The 16,860-nt window shown below is 66.6% G+C and carries 13 protein-coding genes; 4 read left to right on the top strand and 9 right to left on the bottom strand.

The window, feature by feature from the left end; all coding sequences use genetic code 11:
- Positions 1 to 2 precede the first annotated feature (2 nt).
- The 3 genes from LG299_RS15080 to LG299_RS15070 are packed head-to-tail and all read right to left on the bottom strand — an operon-like array spanning position 3 to position 2,628.
- Positions 3 to 824 carry an ABC transporter permease gene (locus LG299_RS15080; protein WP_404431667.1) on the bottom strand — a complete coding sequence of 274 codons (822 nt, stop codon included), beginning with the start codon at positions 822 to 824 and terminating at the stop codon, positions 3 to 5.
- Entirely contained in the window at positions 821 to 1,690 is an 870-nt protein-coding gene (locus LG299_RS15075; RefSeq protein WP_404431665.1) for an ABC transporter permease, read from the bottom strand. Before LG299_RS15075 ends, LG299_RS15080 begins: the two co-directional genes overlap by 4 nt.
- Positions 1,687 to 2,628 carry an ABC transporter ATP-binding protein gene (locus tag LG299_RS15070; protein ID WP_404431663.1) on the bottom strand — a complete coding sequence of 314 codons (942 nt, stop codon included), beginning with the start codon at positions 2,626 to 2,628 and terminating at the stop codon, positions 1,687 to 1,689. The genes LG299_RS15075 and LG299_RS15070 overlap by 4 nt, the downstream gene beginning before the upstream one ends.
- 117 nt (positions 2,629 to 2,745) lie before the next feature.
- On the opposite strand from LG299_RS15070, the gene LG299_RS15065 reads away from it, so the two are divergent.
- Both LG299_RS15065 and LG299_RS15060 read left to right on the top strand, forming a co-directional pair.
- Positions 2,746 to 2,961, top strand: coding sequence for an AsnC family protein (locus LG299_RS15065; protein ID WP_404431661.1), 216 nt, complete (start codon positions 2,746 to 2,748; stop codon positions 2,959 to 2,961).
- A 31-nt stretch (positions 2,962 to 2,992) separates the two neighbouring features.
- Positions 2,993 to 4,948 (top strand): ABC transporter ATP-binding protein, encoded by a 1,956-nt coding sequence (locus LG299_RS15060; protein WP_404431659.1) that lies wholly within the window; start codon positions 2,993 to 2,995, stop codon positions 4,946 to 4,948.
- 67 nt (positions 4,949 to 5,015) lie between these two features.
- Here LG299_RS15060 and LG299_RS15055 read toward each other — a convergent pair whose 3' ends face one another.
- Positions 5,016 to 6,890, bottom strand: a complete 1,875-nt coding sequence (locus tag LG299_RS15055) for a phosphoenolpyruvate carboxykinase (GTP) (RefSeq protein WP_404431657.1) — start codon at positions 6,888 to 6,890, stop codon at positions 5,016 to 5,018.
- A gap of 153 nt (positions 6,891 to 7,043) precedes the next feature.
- On the opposite strand from LG299_RS15055, the gene LG299_RS15050 reads away from it, so the two are divergent.
- Complete coding sequence (locus LG299_RS15050; protein ID WP_404431655.1) at positions 7,044 to 8,480, top strand: helix-turn-helix domain-containing protein; 1,437 nt, start codon at positions 7,044 to 7,046, stop codon at positions 8,478 to 8,480.
- 4 nt (positions 8,481 to 8,484) lie between these two features.
- Here the strand turns inward: LG299_RS15050 and LG299_RS15045 are convergent, their stop codons facing one another.
- The 3 genes from LG299_RS15045 to LG299_RS15035 all read right to left on the bottom strand — a co-directional run bounded on the left by LG299_RS15045 (position 8,485) and on the right by LG299_RS15035 (position 11,622).
- On the bottom strand, positions 8,485 to 9,552 hold the full coding sequence (locus tag LG299_RS15045) for a winged helix DNA-binding domain-containing protein (protein ID WP_404431653.1): 1,068 nt from the start codon (positions 9,550 to 9,552) through the stop codon (positions 8,485 to 8,487).
- Positions 9,553 to 9,679: 127 nt separating this feature from the next.
- Positions 9,680 to 11,164 carry an NAD-dependent succinate-semialdehyde dehydrogenase gene (locus tag LG299_RS15040; RefSeq protein ID WP_404434913.1) on the bottom strand — a complete coding sequence of 495 codons (1,485 nt, stop codon included), beginning with the start codon at positions 11,162 to 11,164 and terminating at the stop codon, positions 9,680 to 9,682.
- A gap of 146 nt (positions 11,165 to 11,310) precedes the next feature.
- Complete coding sequence (locus LG299_RS15035) at positions 11,311 to 11,622, bottom strand: hypothetical protein (protein ID WP_404431651.1); 312 nt, start codon at positions 11,620 to 11,622, stop codon at positions 11,311 to 11,313.
- A 163-nt stretch (positions 11,623 to 11,785) separates the two neighbouring features.
- Between LG299_RS15035 and LG299_RS15030 the strand changes: the two genes are divergently transcribed.
- Positions 11,786 to 13,438 (top strand): thiamine pyrophosphate-binding protein, encoded by a 1,653-nt coding sequence (locus LG299_RS15030; RefSeq protein ID WP_404431649.1) that lies wholly within the window; start codon positions 11,786 to 11,788, stop codon positions 13,436 to 13,438.
- 54 nt (positions 13,439 to 13,492) lie between these two features.
- Here LG299_RS15030 and LG299_RS15025 read toward each other — a convergent pair whose 3' ends face one another.
- Entirely contained in the window at positions 13,493 to 15,385 is a 1,893-nt protein-coding gene (locus tag LG299_RS15025) for an FAD-dependent monooxygenase (RefSeq protein ID WP_404431647.1), read from the bottom strand.
- Positions 15,386 to 15,421: 36 nt separating this feature from the next.
- Positions 15,422 to 16,804, bottom strand: coding sequence for an MFS transporter (locus LG299_RS15020; RefSeq protein ID WP_404431645.1), 1,383 nt, complete (start codon positions 16,802 to 16,804; stop codon positions 15,422 to 15,424).
- Positions 16,805 to 16,860 lie beyond the last annotated feature (56 nt).

Below are 16,860 nucleotides of genomic sequence, written 5' to 3'. Positions count from 1 at the left end.
GCTCAATCGAGGAACAGCGCCCGCAGACGCTTCGTCGTGAAGACGAGACCGACCGCGATCATGACGACGAAGTAGAGGATGTGCCAGCCTGTGTCGGGGCTCAGCACACCCGTCGTGAGGCCACGGATGAGCTCGACACCGTGCCAGAGGGGGAAGGCCATGATCACGCTCTGGATCCACTCGGGGTAGATCGTGATCGGGAAGAGGGTCGCCGAGAAGAGGAACATCGGCAGAAGGACGAAGTTGATCCAGTCCATCTGCTGGAAGGTCTTCATGTAGCTCGTGACCGCCATGCCGAGGCTCGCGAAGCCGAAGGCGATCAGCAGTACCGCCGGGAGGGCGAGGATCGCGGTGCATGACAGGTTCAACCCGAGGAACTGCATGATCACCATGAAGCCGCTCGCGTAGAGCAGACCGCGCAACAGTGCGTACATGATCTCGCCCAGGGCGACATCGAGCGGGCCGAGCGAGGTCGCCAGCATGCCCTCGTAGAGCTTGCCGTAGTTGAGCTTGAAGAAGACGTTCCACGTCGAGTCGTAGATCGCGCCGTTCATCGCCGACACGGCCAGGAGCGCGGGAGCGATGAACGCGGCATACGACACCTCGACACCTGCGGAGGTCTGCACGTTGCCGATGAGGGTACCGAGTCCGATGCCCATCGACGCGAGGTAGAACACGGGCTCGAAGAAGCCCGACAGCACCACAGCCCAGCTCGACGAGCGCGCGGCAATGAGCCCGCGCTGGACGACCGACTGCGGGTTTCCCGCCCAGAGTGCGCGTACGCTGCCCGAACGAACCTCTGCTACTTCTGTGGGCGCGCTCACTGGGCCAGCCTCCGCCGGAAGAAGCGCCGTCCGATGACGAACGCGACCACCGAGAGCACCAGCAGATAGCCGAGGTGGATCGCGACCATGAACGGCTCGATCGGCTTGCCGTAGGTGACCATCCTCCCGAGCTCGGAGGCGTGCCAGAGCGGCGAAACCCACCCGATCCACTGCAGCCACAGGGGAAGCGTCGCGAGCGGGTAGAACGTGCCCGAGAAGAGGAACATCGGCATGAAGATGAACCGCTGCACCAGCGCGATCTGACCTTTGTCTTCGGTGATGGATGCTGCGTACGCCATGTATGGGATGCCGAACGCGAGCCCGGCGAGGAGGCCGATCGGGATGGTCAGCCACCCGGTCTGCGGGTCGGGCACGGCACCGAAGAGCCAGAGGAAGACGTAGTACGCGGCCACCACGAAGAGCATGCGCACCGAGGCGCCGACGACGACTCCCCCGGCGATCTGGCCCGGTGAGAGCGCCGAGGCGCCGAACCCGAAGAAGTAGCGCCGCCACTTGAAGCCCGAGATCACCGGGTACGAGAACTCTTCGGAGGCGACCGCGATCGAGGCGGTCATCAGCAGAGCCGGGGCAACGAACACGAGGTACGAGACCTCGGTGCCACCGTCGGTGATGGGCGCGTCGATCAACGCTGCGAGACCGACCGCCAGGCCGAGAAGGTACAGGATCGGCTGCCCGAGGGCGCCGACCACGATCGTCCAGCCGTACGCGCGCATGGCACGGACCATGTGCTCGGCGACGTACCACGTGCCGAAGAGGCGGGGCTTGCGACCCCACTCCATCGCCTCGGCGCGGAGTTCGTCAAGGGCGGGATCGCTGGTCGCTGTATTCATTCGATCAGCGCTCATTCGATCAACGACCTTCCGGTCAGCCGCAGAAAGACATCTTCGAGGCTCGAGCGCCGCACGAGGCTCGTGATCGGTTCGAGCCCGCGGTGAGTGACTTCCTCGAGTGCCTGCTCGCCGTTGTCGGTGTAGATCAGCACGCGGTCAGGCAGCACCTCAACCCGCTCGCCGATGCCCTGCAGTTGAGGCTCGATCTGCTGGTTGCGGTCGGAGCCGAAGCGCACCTCGAGCACCTCGCGGCTGGAGTGCTGGCGAATGAGCGACATCGGTGTGCCCTCGGCCATGATCTTGCCCTTGTCGACGACGACGATGCGGTCGCAGAGTTGCTCGGCCTCGTCCATATAGTGCGTCGTGAGCACCAGAGTCGTGCCGCGCTCTTTGAGGCGAAACAGTCGGTCCCACAGCACGTGGCGTGCCTGCGGGTCGAGACCGGTGGTCGGTTCGTCGAGCAGCAGGATGCGAGGGTCGTTGATGAGCCCACGCGCAATCGTGAGCCGCCGCTTCATTCCGCCCGAGAGCTGGTCGACCTTGCTCTTGGCCTTGTCTTCGAGCTGGGCGAACGCGAGTAGCTCATCGGCCTTCTGATGGCAGACCTTTGCCGGCAGTCCGAAGTAGCGGCCGTAGATGAAGAGGTTCTCGCGGGCGTTGAGCTCGCCATCGAGGTTGTCTTGCTGGGGCACCACTCCGAGCCGCGAGCGGATCTCGGGTCCGTAGTTGTTGGGATCGAGCCCCATGATCGACAGGTCGCCACTCGTGCGGGTCGACACCGCGCCGATCATTTTCATCGTGGTCGACTTGCCGGCACCGTTGGGGCCGAGAAGCGCGAAGGACTCCCCCGGGGCGACCTCGAACGACAGACCGTCAACGGCCAAGAAGTCGGGCTTGCCCTTGACCTTGTACGACTTCACGAGGTTCTGAGCGGCGATCACGGGAGCAGGCACCGGACTACCCTAACGCCGCCCACCGACAGGGCGGGACACCCAAACGTCAATGCACGTTGACGGCGCGGCATCCGTCAATGTAAGTTGACTTCTCGACCACTTTGCGAAGGGCATGCCATGAGCGGTGACGACATCCGCACACTGATCGGATCAGCGCCCGATCGCGAGCCGATCGCCGAACTGCATCGCCTTGCCGAGGTACGGCGCGAGCTTGCGCGCTCCGAAGAAGTACAGGTGCGCAAGGCGCGCAACCTCGGCTACTCCTGGCAGGCCATCGCGGCAGCACTCGGTGTGACCAAACAGGCCGCGCACAAGAAGTACGGTCGAAGATGAACCCCGAAGCGAATAGAGCATTCCCGTGTCGATGACATCCACCCGAGCCCGCCGCGGCCGCCGCCGCGGCACCCCCGAAGACGGCCCGCGCGCGAGCCTGAAACAGCTCATTCCCTTCTTGCTCGAGCACAAGGGCGTTTTGATCATCGTCGCGGTTCTGAGCGTCATCGGCGCGGTGACGACGCTCGCCCAACCGCTGATCGTGGGTCAGGTCATCGAGCGCGTGCAGGACGGTGACCCACTCGGGATTCTCGTCTGGGCGATCGTCGCTCTGGTGGTCGCCTCGTCGATCATCTCCGGCTACCAGCACTACCTGCTGCAGCGCACCGGAACCGCGGTGGTCTACTCGAGCCGGCGCAAGCTGATCTCGCGCATCCTGCACCTCCCGATCAGCGAGTTCGACGCGCGCCGCACAGGCGACCTGGTCTCTCGCGTCGGAACCGACACGACCCTGCTCTACGCCGTGCTGACCCAGGGCCTCGCCGACTCCATCGGCAACGCGCTCATCTTCATCGGCGCGCTGATCGCGATGGCCTTCATCGACCCGCTCCTGCTCCTCGCGATCGTGGTCGTCATCGGCATCTCGATCGTCGGAGTGACGGCGCTCAGCGGACGCATCCGCACCGCGACCGCGCAGCAGCAGGAGAAGGTGGGCGAACTCGCCTCGGGTGTCGAGCGGGCGGTCGGCTCGATCCGCACTGTGCGCGCCGCAGGCGCTACCGCCCGCGAGGCGGCAGCGATCACCGGGCTCGCGACCGAGGTGTACGGGGTCGGAGTCCGCATCGCCAAAGTCTCGGCGCTCGTCGTGCCGATCGCCGGCATCGCACTGCAGGTCTCGCTCCTCGTCGTGCTGGGGCTCGGCGGGTTCCGCGTCGCATCTGGTGCGATCTCGATCGCCGACCTGGTGACCTTCGTCATGTTCCTGTTCCTGTTGATCGCTCCCCTCGGATCGTTCTTCGGCGCGATCACCTCAGTGAACCAGGCCCTCGGAGCGCTCGGGCGCATCCAAGAAGTCATCGACCTGCCGACTGAGTCGCAGAACGACTCTGCGATCGCCGCGCAGGTGCGGGCGGGTGCCTCCGCTGTCGCACATGGTGCAGCGGATGCGCAGATTGCGACAGCGGAACTGCGGGCGGATGCTTCGGCTCCTGCGATCGAGTTTCGCGATGTGCACTTCGCCTACCCCGAGAACGTCGTCGCCGCGCGGCGCAAGGCCGAGACGGCCGCGCTGGCCGCGCTCGAAGAGGCCCACGTCAACACGTCAGCTGTGTCGATCTCTGAGGGCGACCTGCGGGAGGTCGTCGAAGGTGGAGTCCTGCACGGCGTCTCGTTCGAGGTCCCGCGCGGAGCGCGCGTTGCGCTCGTCGGCCCCTCGGGTGCGGGCAAGTCGACCACTCTCGCGCTGATCGAGCGGTTCTACGACCCGACGTCGGGCGCGATCCTGCTGGACGGGATGGATGTGCGAGGCCTCGAGCGCGACAACCTGCGCGCGCAGCTGGGCTACGTCGAACAGGATGCCCCCACCCTGGCGGGGACCATCGCCGAGAATCTGCGCCTCGGGGCGCCCGACGCATCCGCCGACGACTGCGAAGCCGTGCTGCGCGCCGTCAATCTCGGCGATGTGCTCGACCGCAACCCGCTCGGGCTCGACGCCCCGGTCGGAGAATCCGGAGTCATGCTCTCGGGCGGCGAGCGCCAGCGCCTCGCGATCGCACGAGCGTTGCTCGCCGCTCCGCCGATCCTTCTCCTGGACGAGTCGACCTCGTCGCTCGACGGTCTCAACGAGCAGCGCATGCGCGAAGCCATCGATGCGGTCGCCGCGGGCCGCACGCTCATCGTGATCGCCCACCGCCTGTCGACCGTGGTCGACAGCGACGTGATCGTGGTGCTCGACCGCGGCCGCGTCGTCGGTCAGGGCACGCACTCCGAACTCGTGGCGTCGACACCGCTGTACCGCGATCTCGCGAAGCACCAGCTGCTGGTCTGAGATTGAACGACGGATGCCTCGACCCTGCGCAGTGCGCGGGGCCGAGGCATCCTGAATCGAACGCGGACTACGCCCGCTGCAGGCGGTACCGAAGTGCGGCGAGTTCTGCCCAGAGCGGCGCCGGAACCCGACCCTCGAAGGTCCGGTAGAACTCTTCGGTCAGCTCGGCCTCGCGCAACCACGATTCGGGGTTGATGGCGAAGAGCTCGTCGAGGTCGTCCTGCGGAACGTCGATGCCGTTGAGGTTCAGGTCGGACGTCTGCGGCAGACGACCGATCGGGCTGTCGACCGCGGGAACCTGGCCTTCGACGCGACGGATGATCCAGTCGATGACGCGCGAGTTGTCGCCGAAGCCCGGCCAGAGGAACCGGCCGTCCGAACCCTTGCGGAACCAGTTGACCTGGAAGATACGCGGGGCGCGGTCGAAGCGCAGTTTCTGTCCGACCTTCAGCCAGTGACCGAAGTAGTCGGCCATGTTGTAGCCGCAGAACGGGAGCATCGCGAAGGGGTCACGGCGCAGTTCGCCGACCAGGCCTTCGGCTGCGGCCGTGCGCTCGGACGAGATGTTCGACCCCATGAAGACGCCGTGGGTCCAGTCGGTGGCCTCGACCACGAGCGGAACATTGGTCGCGCGACGGCCGCCGAACAGGATCGCGTCGAGCGGCACGCCCTCGGGCGCCTCCCAGTCGGCAGCGATCTGCGGGCACTGGCCAGCACTCACGGTGAAGCGCGAGTTCGGGTGCGCGGCAGGGCGACCGGATGCCGGGGTCCAGGGATTGCCTTCCCAGTCGGTCAGGTTCGCCGGAGCCTCGTCGGTGAGCCCCTCCCACCAGACGTCGCCGTCGGGACGGAGCGCAACGTTGGTGAAGATCGTGTTACCCCACAGGGTCTCGACCGCAGTGACGTTGGTGGACTCACCTGTACCGGGTGCGACACCGAAGAAGCCGGCCTCGGGGTTGATCGCCCAGAGGCGTCCATCTTCTCCGGGGCGGAGCCACGCGATGTCGTCGCCGAGGGTCTCGACGCGCCATCCGGGAATGGTCGGACGCAGCATCGCGAGGTTCGTCTTGCCACAGGCAGAGGGGAACGCGGCGGCCACATGGTACGCCTTGCCCTCGGGCGAGATCACCCGGATGAGGAGCATGTGCTCGGCGAGCCATCCCTCATCGCGTCCGATGACCGATGCGATGCGGAGGGCGAAGCACTTCTTCGCGAGGATCGCGTTGCCGCCGTACCCGGACCCGAACGACCACACCTCGAGCGTGTCGGGGAAGTGCACGATGTACTTCTCCTCGTTGCACGGCCAGGCCTCGCTCTTTTCACCCGGCTGCAGCGGTGCGCCGACCGAGTGGACCGTCTTGACCCACGCTGCACCACCGGCGATTTCGCGCAGGACGTCGGTGCCGACGCGCGTCATGATCTCGATCGAGGCGACGGCGTAGGGAGAGTCGGTGACCTGCACGCCGATGTGCGAGAGGGGTCCGCCGACGGCGCCCATCGAGAACGGCACGACGTACATCGTGCGGCCCTTCATGGACCCCTCGAACAGTGGGGTGATCGTCGCGCGGATCTCGTCCGGCGCCGCCCAGTTGTTGGTGGGGCCGGCGTCTTCGGCGCGCTCGGAGGCGATGAAGGTGCGGCCCTCGGTGCGAGCGACATCGCTCGGGTGCGAACGGGCGAGGTACGAACCCGGTCGCCACTCGGGGTTGAGCTTGATGAGCGTTCCGTCATCGACCATGGCGCGCAACAGGGCGTCGTTCTCGGAGCGCGATCCGTCGACCCAGTGGATGCGGTCGGGGGTGGTCAGCGCGGCGATCTGGTCGACCCACGCGATAAGCGCGGTCATTCCCTCACCCGCGATGCTCGGACGAGTTCCATAGACTGGCGCCGTCGAGCCAGAGGCGATTCCCTCGGTACGGGTGAAGATGTCTGCCAGTGCCATGTGTGTCACTCCAGTTCGATTCGACGTGCGGAGATCTCGACGACGAGATTCTGCGTTCAGAATGTTGCTCTTCCCCTACTTTGCGGGCATTCGGATGCCGCTTCCCAGCAATCTTGGACTCAAAAGTCGCGATTCTTTCGCTATTGTCAAGGAATGCCACCCACGTCACTCGAACTGTCCACTCTGGGCCACCGCATCCGCCACCACCGCGTCAGCAACGGATTCACGCTGGACGAGCTGGGCGAGCGGGTCGGTATCGCGGGGAGCCAGCTGAGCCTGATCGAAAACGGCAAGCGTGAGCCGAAACTCTCGGTGTTGCAGGGCATCGCCGCAGCGACCGGCGTGGAAGTCACCGAACTGCTCTCGACCGAACCACCCAACCGTCGCGCGGCGCTCGAGATCGAGCTGGAGCGCGCGCAATCCAGCTCGGTCTTTCGTCAGTTGGGAGTTGCTCCCGTCAAAGTCACCAAGGGAATGGGTGACGAGACGATCGAGTCGATCCTCGGGCTGCACCGCGAACTTCAGCGTCGAGAACGCGAGGCGATCGCCACCCCCGAAGAGGCCCGTCGCGCCAACACCGAGCTGCGCCTCGAAATGCGCACAGTCGACAACTACCTCCCCGAGATCGAGAAGCTCGCCGAGCGTCAGCTCAAGCTCGCCGGGCACGTCTCGGGTGCTCTCACGCACCGCAGCGTCAGCATCATGGCCCAGCAGCTTGGGTTCGAACTGCTCTACGTCAACGACCTGCCGCACTCCGCCCGATCAGTCACCGACATTGAAAATGGGCGAATCTATCTGCCCCCGGCATCCATTCCCGGAGGCCACGGCCTGCGCTCGATGGCCCTCCAGGCAATGGCGCACCGTCTGCTCGGCCACCAGCGCCCGACCGACTACGCCGACTTTCTGCGTCAGCGGCTGGAGATCAACTACTACGCGGCGTGCTGTTTGATGCCCGAAACGGCATCAGTGGCGTTCCTCCAGCAGGCGAAGAAGGATCGGAACCTCGCGGTGGAAGACTTTCGCGATGCGTTCGGCGTCACGCACGAGGCAGCCGGCATGCGTATGACCAACCTGCTCACCCATCACCTCGAGATTCCCCTGCACTTTCTGCGCGTCGACGGCTCGGGCGCGATCTCGCGCGTGTACGAGAACGACGACCTTCCGGTGCCGATGGATGTCACCGGTTCGGTCGAAGGTCAGATCGTGTGCCGAAAGTTCTTGGCCCGCTCGGCGTTCGAAGAGACGAACCGCACCACCGAGCACTACCAATACACCGACACTCCGGCGGGCACGTTCTGGTGCTCGACGCAGACCGGAACGACTTCGGCCGGTGAGTTCTCGATTACAGTCGGCGTGCCCTTCGACGATGCGAAGTGGTTCCGCGGTCGCGAGACGCAGAAGCGTGTGTCGTCGACGTGCCCCGACGAGTCCTGCTGCAGGCGGACCCCCGTCGATGTCGCCTCACGCTGGGCTGGCAAAGCCTGGCCGAGCGCCCGCGTGCACATGCAGATGTTCTCGCCGCTCCCCCGCGGCGCGTTCCCCGGAGTCGACGACAACGAGGTCTACGCCTTCCTCGACCGGCACGCGTGACGCATCAACCCTCGATGAAGCGCCGGTAGCGCTCGAGAGCGGCGGTTGCTTCGGCCTCACTCACTGCGCCCTCGACGATCCACTTCGCGGTCGGGGGCAGATGACGCCGGGCGAGGGCGTGGGAGTGGCTCCAGGTCGCCACGACCTCGCCGCGCGCGAGCAGGATCGGATATCCCGCTCCCCCGGTCATCACCGCGGGCGAGTGGTGGGGCGGGACCGAGACCGAGCGGTCGGCGTAGGAGAGGAAATACTCCTCGAAGGGAGGGAGTGCGATCACAACGCTGGCGGAGGGATGCCTACGCGGCAGGTCTGTCGCCACCCAGAGATCGTCGTCCAGGCGTGTCAGGCGGGAGTCGGATGCCGCGGCCGCGGCCGCCCTTCGGGCCGTGCCGATCGGCAACCCTGACCACCACGCGAAGTCCGCGGTGCCCGCGGGACCGTGGGAGAGCATGTAACGCACGAAGAACTCTGCGAGCGGGTCCGCCGGGTGAACCGGGGCGTCAACCCACTCGTCGGTGAGTACGAAGAACTGCTCTCGGGTCGGCCCTTCCTCGCGCGGGACGACCGGTCCCTGACAGATGAGACCGCGCACCGAGAGCGCGACGAGCAGGTGGTAGCCCCGCTGACCTGCGGTACTGAGTCCGCCTCGGTCGAAGGCGTCGAAGAGCTCACGGCGGGAAAGGCGGTTGCCACCGGCCAGCGCCGATACGGCCACCTGCTCGGCGACCGCGAAGGCCTCAGCATCCAATCCTTCACGACGATGAATGGATGCCGCGCCTCGATGCTGCCGTTCGCCCGTGAGCCCGAGTACCCAGCCGAGCTCATCCGCGGGAATGACGTGAATCGTGCCCCGCATCGTCCACGAGCGCACCAGTCCGCTGCGCTCGAAGGCCCCGTCGACCTCGCTCAGCGTGGGCTCGCGCGTCGTCCGCGCGGCGAGCGCGAGGCGCCCGCCCCAGAACTCCTGACCCTGCGTGGCGAGCATGTGGCGGGCGGTCTCGATGACGCTCGCTGCGGGCGCGCTCAACCTATGCGACCGCAAGCGCCGCGCGCGGAACTCACCGATGTTCATCAGCCCATGATGCCCGGGCGAAAGCGACCTCGGAGGTCCGGATCTCGATACGCTCGCTGGCGCTCGCTGCTCGATCTTGACCCGCGATGCATCAACGCGGGCTTCGCTCGCATCGATCCGGCGCGCGTCAAGCGTACGGGCTGGCCGTGAGCGTGTACTTCGTCTGCAGGTACTCGTGGATGCCCTCGGCGCCGCCCTCGCGGCCCAGGCCCGACATCTTCCAGCCTCCGAAGGGGGCGGCCGCGTTGGAGACGACCCCGACGTTGAGGCCCATCATGCCGGTCTCGAGCTTGTCGATCATGCGCTGGCCGCGGGAGAGCGACTCGGTGAAGACGTACGACACCAGGCCGTACTCGGTGTCGTTGGCGATGGCGACGGCTTCGTCCTCGGTGTCGAACGGGACGATCGCCAGCACCGGGCCGAAGATCTCTTCGCGGAGGATGTTGCTCCCCGCCTGAACATCGGTGAGTACCGTGGCCTCGTAAAACGTTCCGTCGCCGAGGCCGTCGATGACACCGCGCTGACCACCCGCGAGCAGGGTCGCACCGCGGGTGACAGCATCCGTCACCAGTTCTTCGGCCTTTACGACCGCACGGTCATCGATCAGCGGGCCGATCACGACACCCTCTTCGGTGCCCCGACCCATCGTGAAGGCCTTCACGCGTTCGGTCACACGCGACGCGAACTCGTCGGCCACCGAACGGTGGACGATGAAGCGGTTCGCGGCCGTGCAGGCCTGGCCGATGTTGCGGAACTTCGCGAGCATCGCACCGTCGACGGCCTTGTCGAGGTCGGCGTCGTCGAAGACGACGAACGGGGCGTTGCCGCCGAGTTCCATCGAGGTGCGCAGCACGCCGTGCGACGCCTGCTCGAGCAGCTTCTGGCCGACCGGCGTCGAACCCGTGAACGAGAGTTTGCGCAGGCGCGGGTCGCGAATGATCGGCTCCGACACGGCACCTGATGTGGACGTCGTGAAGACATTCACGACGCCCTTCGGCAGGCCGGCGTCTTCGAGAAGCTTCGCGAAGAAGAGGGTGGTGAGCGGAGTGAGCTCGGCGGGCTTGATGACGACGGTGCAGCCTGCGGCGAGCGCGGGCGCGATCTTGCGGGTCGCCATCGCGAGCGGGAAGTTCCACGGCGTGATCAGGAAGCACGGGCCGACGGGATGCTGCGACACGATCATGCGGCCGGTGCCCTCGGGGTTCGCGCCGTAGCGGCCCTGAATGCGTGCGGTCTCTTCGCTGAACCAGCGGAGGAACTCCCCGCCGTAGGCGACCTCCCCGCGGGCCTCGGCCAGGGGCTTGCCCATCTCGATCGTCATGAGCAGGGCGAAGTCCTCCTTGCGCTCCTGGAGGAGGTCGAACGCACGGCGGAGGATCTCGGCACGCTGGCGGGCGGGCGTCGCCGCCCACGCCGGGAAGGCGTCGGCGGCAGCATCCATCGCCGCCTTGCCGTCTTCGGGGCCGGCGTCGGCGATCTTCTTCACGACGCGCCCTGTCGAGGGGTCGAACACGCGCAGGGAGTTGCCGCTCGCGGCGGGGCGCCACTCGCCGCCGATGAACAGGCCGTCCGGCACAGATGCGAGGAGCTCAGCTTCGCGGTCAGCGGTCACAGTCGTCTCGGGCACGGGGCTCCTTCGTCGCTCCGGATGCAGCCGCATCCGCTCTCGGCACGTTCGTTGCCATTCTGCCCCCGCTCATCGGCAGGGTCGATGTACATGCCGTACATGCAAGGGCGTGAACTGTGCGCGCGGGATACTCACGCCACGGTGACGGGGAACTCGTCGACGAACGCCACGTTGTACACCGCGACGCGCTGCGGAACGCCGTCGAAGGCTTCCGCGCGCGCGTCCGAGACCATGTATGCCTCCTCGAGCGCGAGGAAGGCATCTCGATCACCCTCGGCACTGACGGCCCACACGAACTCGTTCGTTTCGGGCAACCCGTACGCGAAGTCGATCGCGAAGCCCGCGGCGGGACGCACGCTCGGCATCCACTGGTCGAACCACGCGACGAACGCGTCGTACTCTCCGTCGACGAGTGTGTACCGGCGCAGCTGAATGGTTCTCATGCCCCCATCCTGCCGCGATCCGCGCCGTATACTCGAACCGTCCGGCGGCTGTGCCGCCCGGTGCCCGAAAAATGGGCACGCAGCCGCCTCGGCATCACCTCAGAGGCCCCAGCGCGCGAGACACATACGGCTCAGCATCCGTCCTGTCTCGAAAGGCCTACCCATGCCCACCGTCTCTGCGCACGTCGCGATAACTCTCGCCCGTCATATCGACCATGTCTTCGGAGTGATGGGCAACGGCAACGCCTGGTTTCTCGATGCGCTCGAACGCCAGACACCGTCGACCTACACCGCGGTCCGTCACGAAGCGGGCGCGGTCGTCGCGGCCGACGCGTTCTACCGGGCCGGCGGCGGACTGGCGGCGGCCACCGCCACCTACGGCGCCGGCTTCACGAACACCCTCACAGCCCTCGCTGAAGCGGTGCAGGCACACACCCCGCTCGTGCTTGTCGTCGGAGACGAGCCGACCTCGGGACCGCGGCCGTGGGACGTCGACCAGATCGCGCTGGCTGCCGCAGTCGGCGCGCGCACCTATACCGTCGGGCGGGCGGATGCTGCGGCCACCACGATCATCGCGATCGAGCATGCCCTGACTTATCGGGTGCCCACGGTGCTCGCTATTCCGTACGACGTGACGACCCTCGACGCCGGCCCGGTGCCCGAGACGCTCGAACCCCGGCAGCCCGGGCCGTTGACACCGGTCAGCCCGTTCGCCGCCGAGGCCCTTGCCGATCTCGCTCGCACTCTCGCCGGTGCGCAGCGCCCGTTCTTGCTGGCGGGGCGCGGAGCCTGGGTCGCGGATGCATCGGACGCGCTCGGTGCGCTGGCCGATGCAACCGGAGCGCTCACTGCGGGTACGGCTCTCGGTCGCGGCGTCTTTCCGCGCGCCGAGTTCGACCTCGGTGTGACCGGCGGGTTCGGGGCAGAGGGCGCGATGGAGCTCATCCGCGAGGCGGACGTGGCCGTCGTGTTCGGGGCATCGCTCAACCAGTTCACGATGCGGTTCGGTGACCTCTTCGCCCCCGGCACCCGAATCGTGCAGGTAGATGTCGCTCCGACGGCGACGCACCCCAACGTCGGTGGGTATCTCCGCGCGGATGCTCGCGTCGTGGCCGAGCAGCTCGTCACTGAGCTCACAGCGCTCGGAGCGACCCCCTCGGGCTGGCGCGAATCGGTCGACCTCGACGCCGCGCGCGAGCGCGACGAGGGCGACGGCATCGCCCCGGACGGGCGTCTCGACCCCCGCTCGGCAGCCGCGCGCATTGCCGAGCTCCTGCCCGAGGACCGCGTGGTCGTCTCGGACGGGGGCCACTTCATCGGCTGGGCGAACATGTACTGGCCCGTGGCATCCCCCGACCGAATGATGATGATCGGCACGGCGTTCCAGTCGATCGGCCTCGGCTTCCCCTCGGTACCCGGTGCGGCCCTCGCCAAGCCCGATGCGACGGTCGTGCTCACGACCGGCGACGGCGGTGGACTCATGGCTTTGTCCGACCTCGAATCGGCCGTGCGCGTGGCCGCCGGCCGCGGAATCGCCGTGGTCTGGAACGACGGCGCTTACGGTGCCGAGGTCAACCTGTACGGCCTCAAAGGGGTCGCGACCGGCCCGATGATGATCCCCGAAGTCGACTTCGCCGGCCTTGCCGAAGCCGTGGGCGCCGAGGGCGTCGTCGTGCGCACCCTCGCCGACCTCGATCGCCTGGCGTCGTGGACGATGGAGGATGCGGCATCCCGCTGCTTCCTCCTGCTCGACCTGCGCATCTCGGGCGGGGTCATCGCGCCGTACCAAGAAGAGATCATCCGCGTGAACTCCTGAGGCGGGATCTCCTGAGGCGGGATCTCCTGACACCGGATCTCCTGACGTGTGCGCTCAGCGCGCGGTGACCATGTTCTTCGCGAAGAAGTCCGCGAGTTCTGTGGTCGACGCGAGCGGCAGGACAGCCGCGACGTACAGGTCCGGTCGCACCACCACGACCACACCTTCCCGCGAGAGACCACGCTCGTCGAAGATGTCGGTGCTCGTCCAGGCGCTCGGCGCCGCGGCGAAGACCTTCTCCCAGTCGGTGAGGCCGTGCGGCCCGCTCTTCGGCATGAAGACCTCGGGGACCACTGAGACGTCGACCTGATCGTGCGCCTGCTGGTAGATCACCTTGACGTCGAACACGGCGTCGGCATCAGCATCCGTCGGCGTATGACGCGCCAGCGGCGACTCGGGTGACGCGAGCCAGGCCGCCCAGTCAGCGAGGGCGGATGCCACGCCGGCACCGGGCGCGTCGGCGAACGCGTAGATCCGCCAGCGCCCGTCGGCCTTGGCATGGTGGCCGAGGTGCACGGCATTGCCATCGCTCACCCGCACGACCTCTGAACTCTTGAACCTCTTGCCGATCGGGAAGCCGGTCGCCAAGTGCTGGTGCGCGGCATCCGCCACGATCATCGACGCGCCGTACTCGGTCATGAACCCGGACGGAAACTCCGCCGTCGCCAGGTAGTAGGTCGCGACTTCTTGAGGGTCGGTGAGCTCTGAAGGCTTGCGCGCCATGAGCTGTGACCACTCCTTGTCGAAGTCGATCAGCTGTTGCGCTACGGGCATGCGCTCGGCGGAATACGTCGATAGCAGTGTTCCAGGGCTACGTCCGGTGAGGACGGACCCGAGCTTCCAGCCGAGGTTGAAACCGTCCTGCATCGAGACGTTCATGCCCTGTCCGGCCTTCGCGCTGTGCGTGTGGCATGCGTCTCCGGTGAGGAACACACGTGGGTCACGATCGGTACCGGCGGGGGCATCGTCGAAGCCGTCGGTCACGCGATGCCCGACCTCATACACGCTGTGCCAGGCGACCTCTTTGACATCGAGCGTGTACGGGTGCAGAATCGCGTTCGCGCGACGGATGATCTCGTCGATCGGCGTCTGGCGCACCCGGTGATCGTCATCCGCGGCGACTTCGCCCAGGTCGATGTACATCCGGCTGAGGTAGCCGCCCTCGCGCGGAATGTGCAGGATGTTGCCCGCCGCCGATGCGATCGCGCATTTGGTGCGCCAGTCCGGAAAGTCGGTGTTCACGAGCACGTCCATCACACCCCAGGCGTGCTGCGAGATGTCGCCCACGTGCACTCGTCCGATCGCCTCGCGCACACCACTGCGCGCTCCGTCGCAACCGACGACGTACTTTGCCCTCACTGTGCGCTCTTCGCCGGCGCGATCACCCGCGGTGTACCGCATGCTCACCTCGACGGGGAACTCCCCCTCTTCGTGCACAGTGAGTCCCGCGAACTCGATGCCGTAGTCGGGCGTAATGCGTCCCGGACCGAACGCCGCGGCCTCGGCGAAGTAGTCGAGCACGCGCGCCTGGTTGACGATCAGGTGCGGGAACTCGCTGATCTTGAGGGCATAGTCCTCAGTGCGGGCCGTCCGGATGATGTTGCCGGGCTTCTCGGGGTCTGGCCCCCAAAAGTTCATGTAGGCGATATTGTACGCCTCGGCGACGATCCGCTCGGCAAACCCGAACGCCTGAAAGGTCTCGACGCTGCGCGGCTGGATGCCGTCCGCCTGGCCCAGTACGAGGCGGCCGTCGCGGCGTTCGATGATGCGGGTCACAACGTCGGGGTACTGCGACATCTGCGCCGCGAGCAGCATTCCCGCGGGTCCTGAGCCGACGATCAGCACGTCCAACTCGTCGGGGAGGTCAGCGGGCCGATCAAGGCCTGAGCCCGCCGCCGGCTGCACCCGCGGCTCGCCCGAAACGTACCCGTGGTGGTGGAACTGCATCGATGACTCCTTCGTCGGCTTCAGGGTACGCGCGGGTCAGGCCTTCGAGAGCCCGTAGATCGGGCTCTGCGCCTGCTCGGCCTCGTGGTCGGGACCCAGCGGAATTCCACTGCGGTCACGCAGCAGGAGCGTTGCGATCAGTCCAAGCACGACCATCCCGGCTAGGTACCAGGTGACCGCGGCCGTGCCGCCCGTGTTCTGCACGAGTGCTTGAGCGATGGTGGGTGCGAACGCGCCACCGAGAATCGCACCGATCGCATACGAGATCGATACGCCCGAGAAGCGGATGGATGCCGGAAACAGCTCTGTGTACAGCGCGGCCTGCGGGCCATACGTCAGTCCGAGCCCGACCGTCAAGATGATCAAGCCGAGCGTCAGCATGGCGATGCTCCGGGTGTTGACCAGGGGGAAGAGCGCAAAGACTCCGACCAGAAGCAGTATCCAGCCGATGATGTAGGTCGTGCGCCGGCCGATCTTGTCGGCCAGCCAGCCGCCGAGCGCGGTGAAGACAAGCCATGACACGGCGGAGAGGGTGACGGCCCAGAGCACATCGGCGGTGGCAAGCCCGACGGGTCCCGCGGGGTCGGTCGCGTAGCGCTGGATGAAGCCGCCGGTCGTCATGTAGCCGACGGCGTTGTTGCCGGCGAACACGAAGGCGGCGATCAACACGAGCAGCGCATGCTTGCGGAAGAGCTGCACGATCGGCATCTTGGTCTGCTCTTTGCGCTCGGCGAGTTCGACGAACACCGGGCTTTCGTCGACGCGGCGACGGATGTAGTACCCGATCAGGATCAGCACGAACGAGAGCAGGAACGGCACACGCCACCCCCATTCAAGAAATGCGTCCCCCGGTGCGATGACCGCCATGAGGGCCATCACTCCCGAGGCCAGCAGCAGCCCGAGCGGAACCCCGATCTGTGGTGAGGCGCCGAAGACACCGCGCCTTTTCGACGGTGCGTGCTCGACGGCCATGAGGACGGCACCACCCCACTCACCACCGGCCGAAATGCCCTGCAGGATACGCAGGAGGATCAGCAGGATGGGGGCGGCGATGCCGATTGCGGCGTAGGTCGGCAGGAGGCCCACCAAAGTGGTCGCGGCACCCATGAGGATCAGCGTGATCATCAGCACAAGGCGGCGCCCGTACCGGTCGCCGAGGTGGCCAGCGAGGAACGCGCCGAGTGGCCGGAAGAGGAAGCTGATGCCCACCGTGAGGAACGACAGGATCTGGGCGAACTCTTCACCGGCCGGGGCGAAGAACAACTGCCCGAAGACGAGTCCCGCCGCCAGTGCGTAGATGAAGAAGTCGTACCACTCGACGGTGGTACCCACAACCGTGGCGAAGACCACGCGACGCCGGTCTTTGGTTGTGGCGATTGTGCCGGTGGGCGTGAACCCGGTGTCGTTCGCGGTGCTCATGGGTGACTCCTCTGTCGGTTGACGTCACTGTCAGGTCGAGCCGGATCCGAGAATCA

The sequence above is a fragment of the Microbacterium lacus genome, from assembly GCF_044794305.1.
Taxonomy (GTDB): Bacteria; Actinomycetota; Actinomycetes; order Actinomycetales; family Microbacteriaceae; genus Microbacterium; species Microbacterium lacus_B.
Note: the sequence above shows the minus strand (reverse complement) of the source record. Positions and strands in the feature narration are given on the sequence as shown.

Coding starts and splice junctions, on each gene's coding strand:
- LG299_RS15035 (WP_404431651.1), bottom strand. CDS start 11,622: ATGAGAACCATTCAGCTGCGCCGGTACACACTCGTCGACGGAGAGTAC.
- LG299_RS15065 (WP_404431661.1), top strand. CDS start 2,746: ATGAGCGGTGACGACATCCGCACACTGATCGGATCAGCGCCCGATCGC.
- LG299_RS15050 (WP_404431655.1), top strand. CDS start 7,044: ATGCCACCCACGTCACTCGAACTGTCCACTCTGGGCCACCGCATCCGC.
- LG299_RS15025 (WP_404431647.1), bottom strand. CDS start 15,385: ATGCAGTTCCACCACCACGGGTACGTTTCGGGCGAGCCGCGGGTGCAG.
- LG299_RS15055 (WP_404431657.1), bottom strand. CDS start 6,890: ATGGCACTGGCAGACATCTTCACCCGTACCGAGGGAATCGCCTCTGGC.
- LG299_RS15060 (WP_404431659.1), top strand. CDS start 2,993: ATGACATCCACCCGAGCCCGCCGCGGCCGCCGCCGCGGCACCCCCGAA.
- LG299_RS15045 (WP_404431653.1), bottom strand. CDS start 9,552: ATGAACATCGGTGAGTTCCGCGCGCGGCGCTTGCGGTCGCATAGGTTG.
- LG299_RS15020 (WP_404431645.1), bottom strand. CDS start 16,804: ATGAGCACCGCGAACGACACCGGGTTCACGCCCACCGGCACAATCGCC.
- LG299_RS15075 (WP_404431665.1), bottom strand. CDS start 1,690: ATGAGCGCTGATCGAATGAATACAGCGACCAGCGATCCCGCCCTTGAC.
- LG299_RS15030 (WP_404431649.1), top strand. CDS start 11,786: ATGCCCACCGTCTCTGCGCACGTCGCGATAACTCTCGCCCGTCATATC.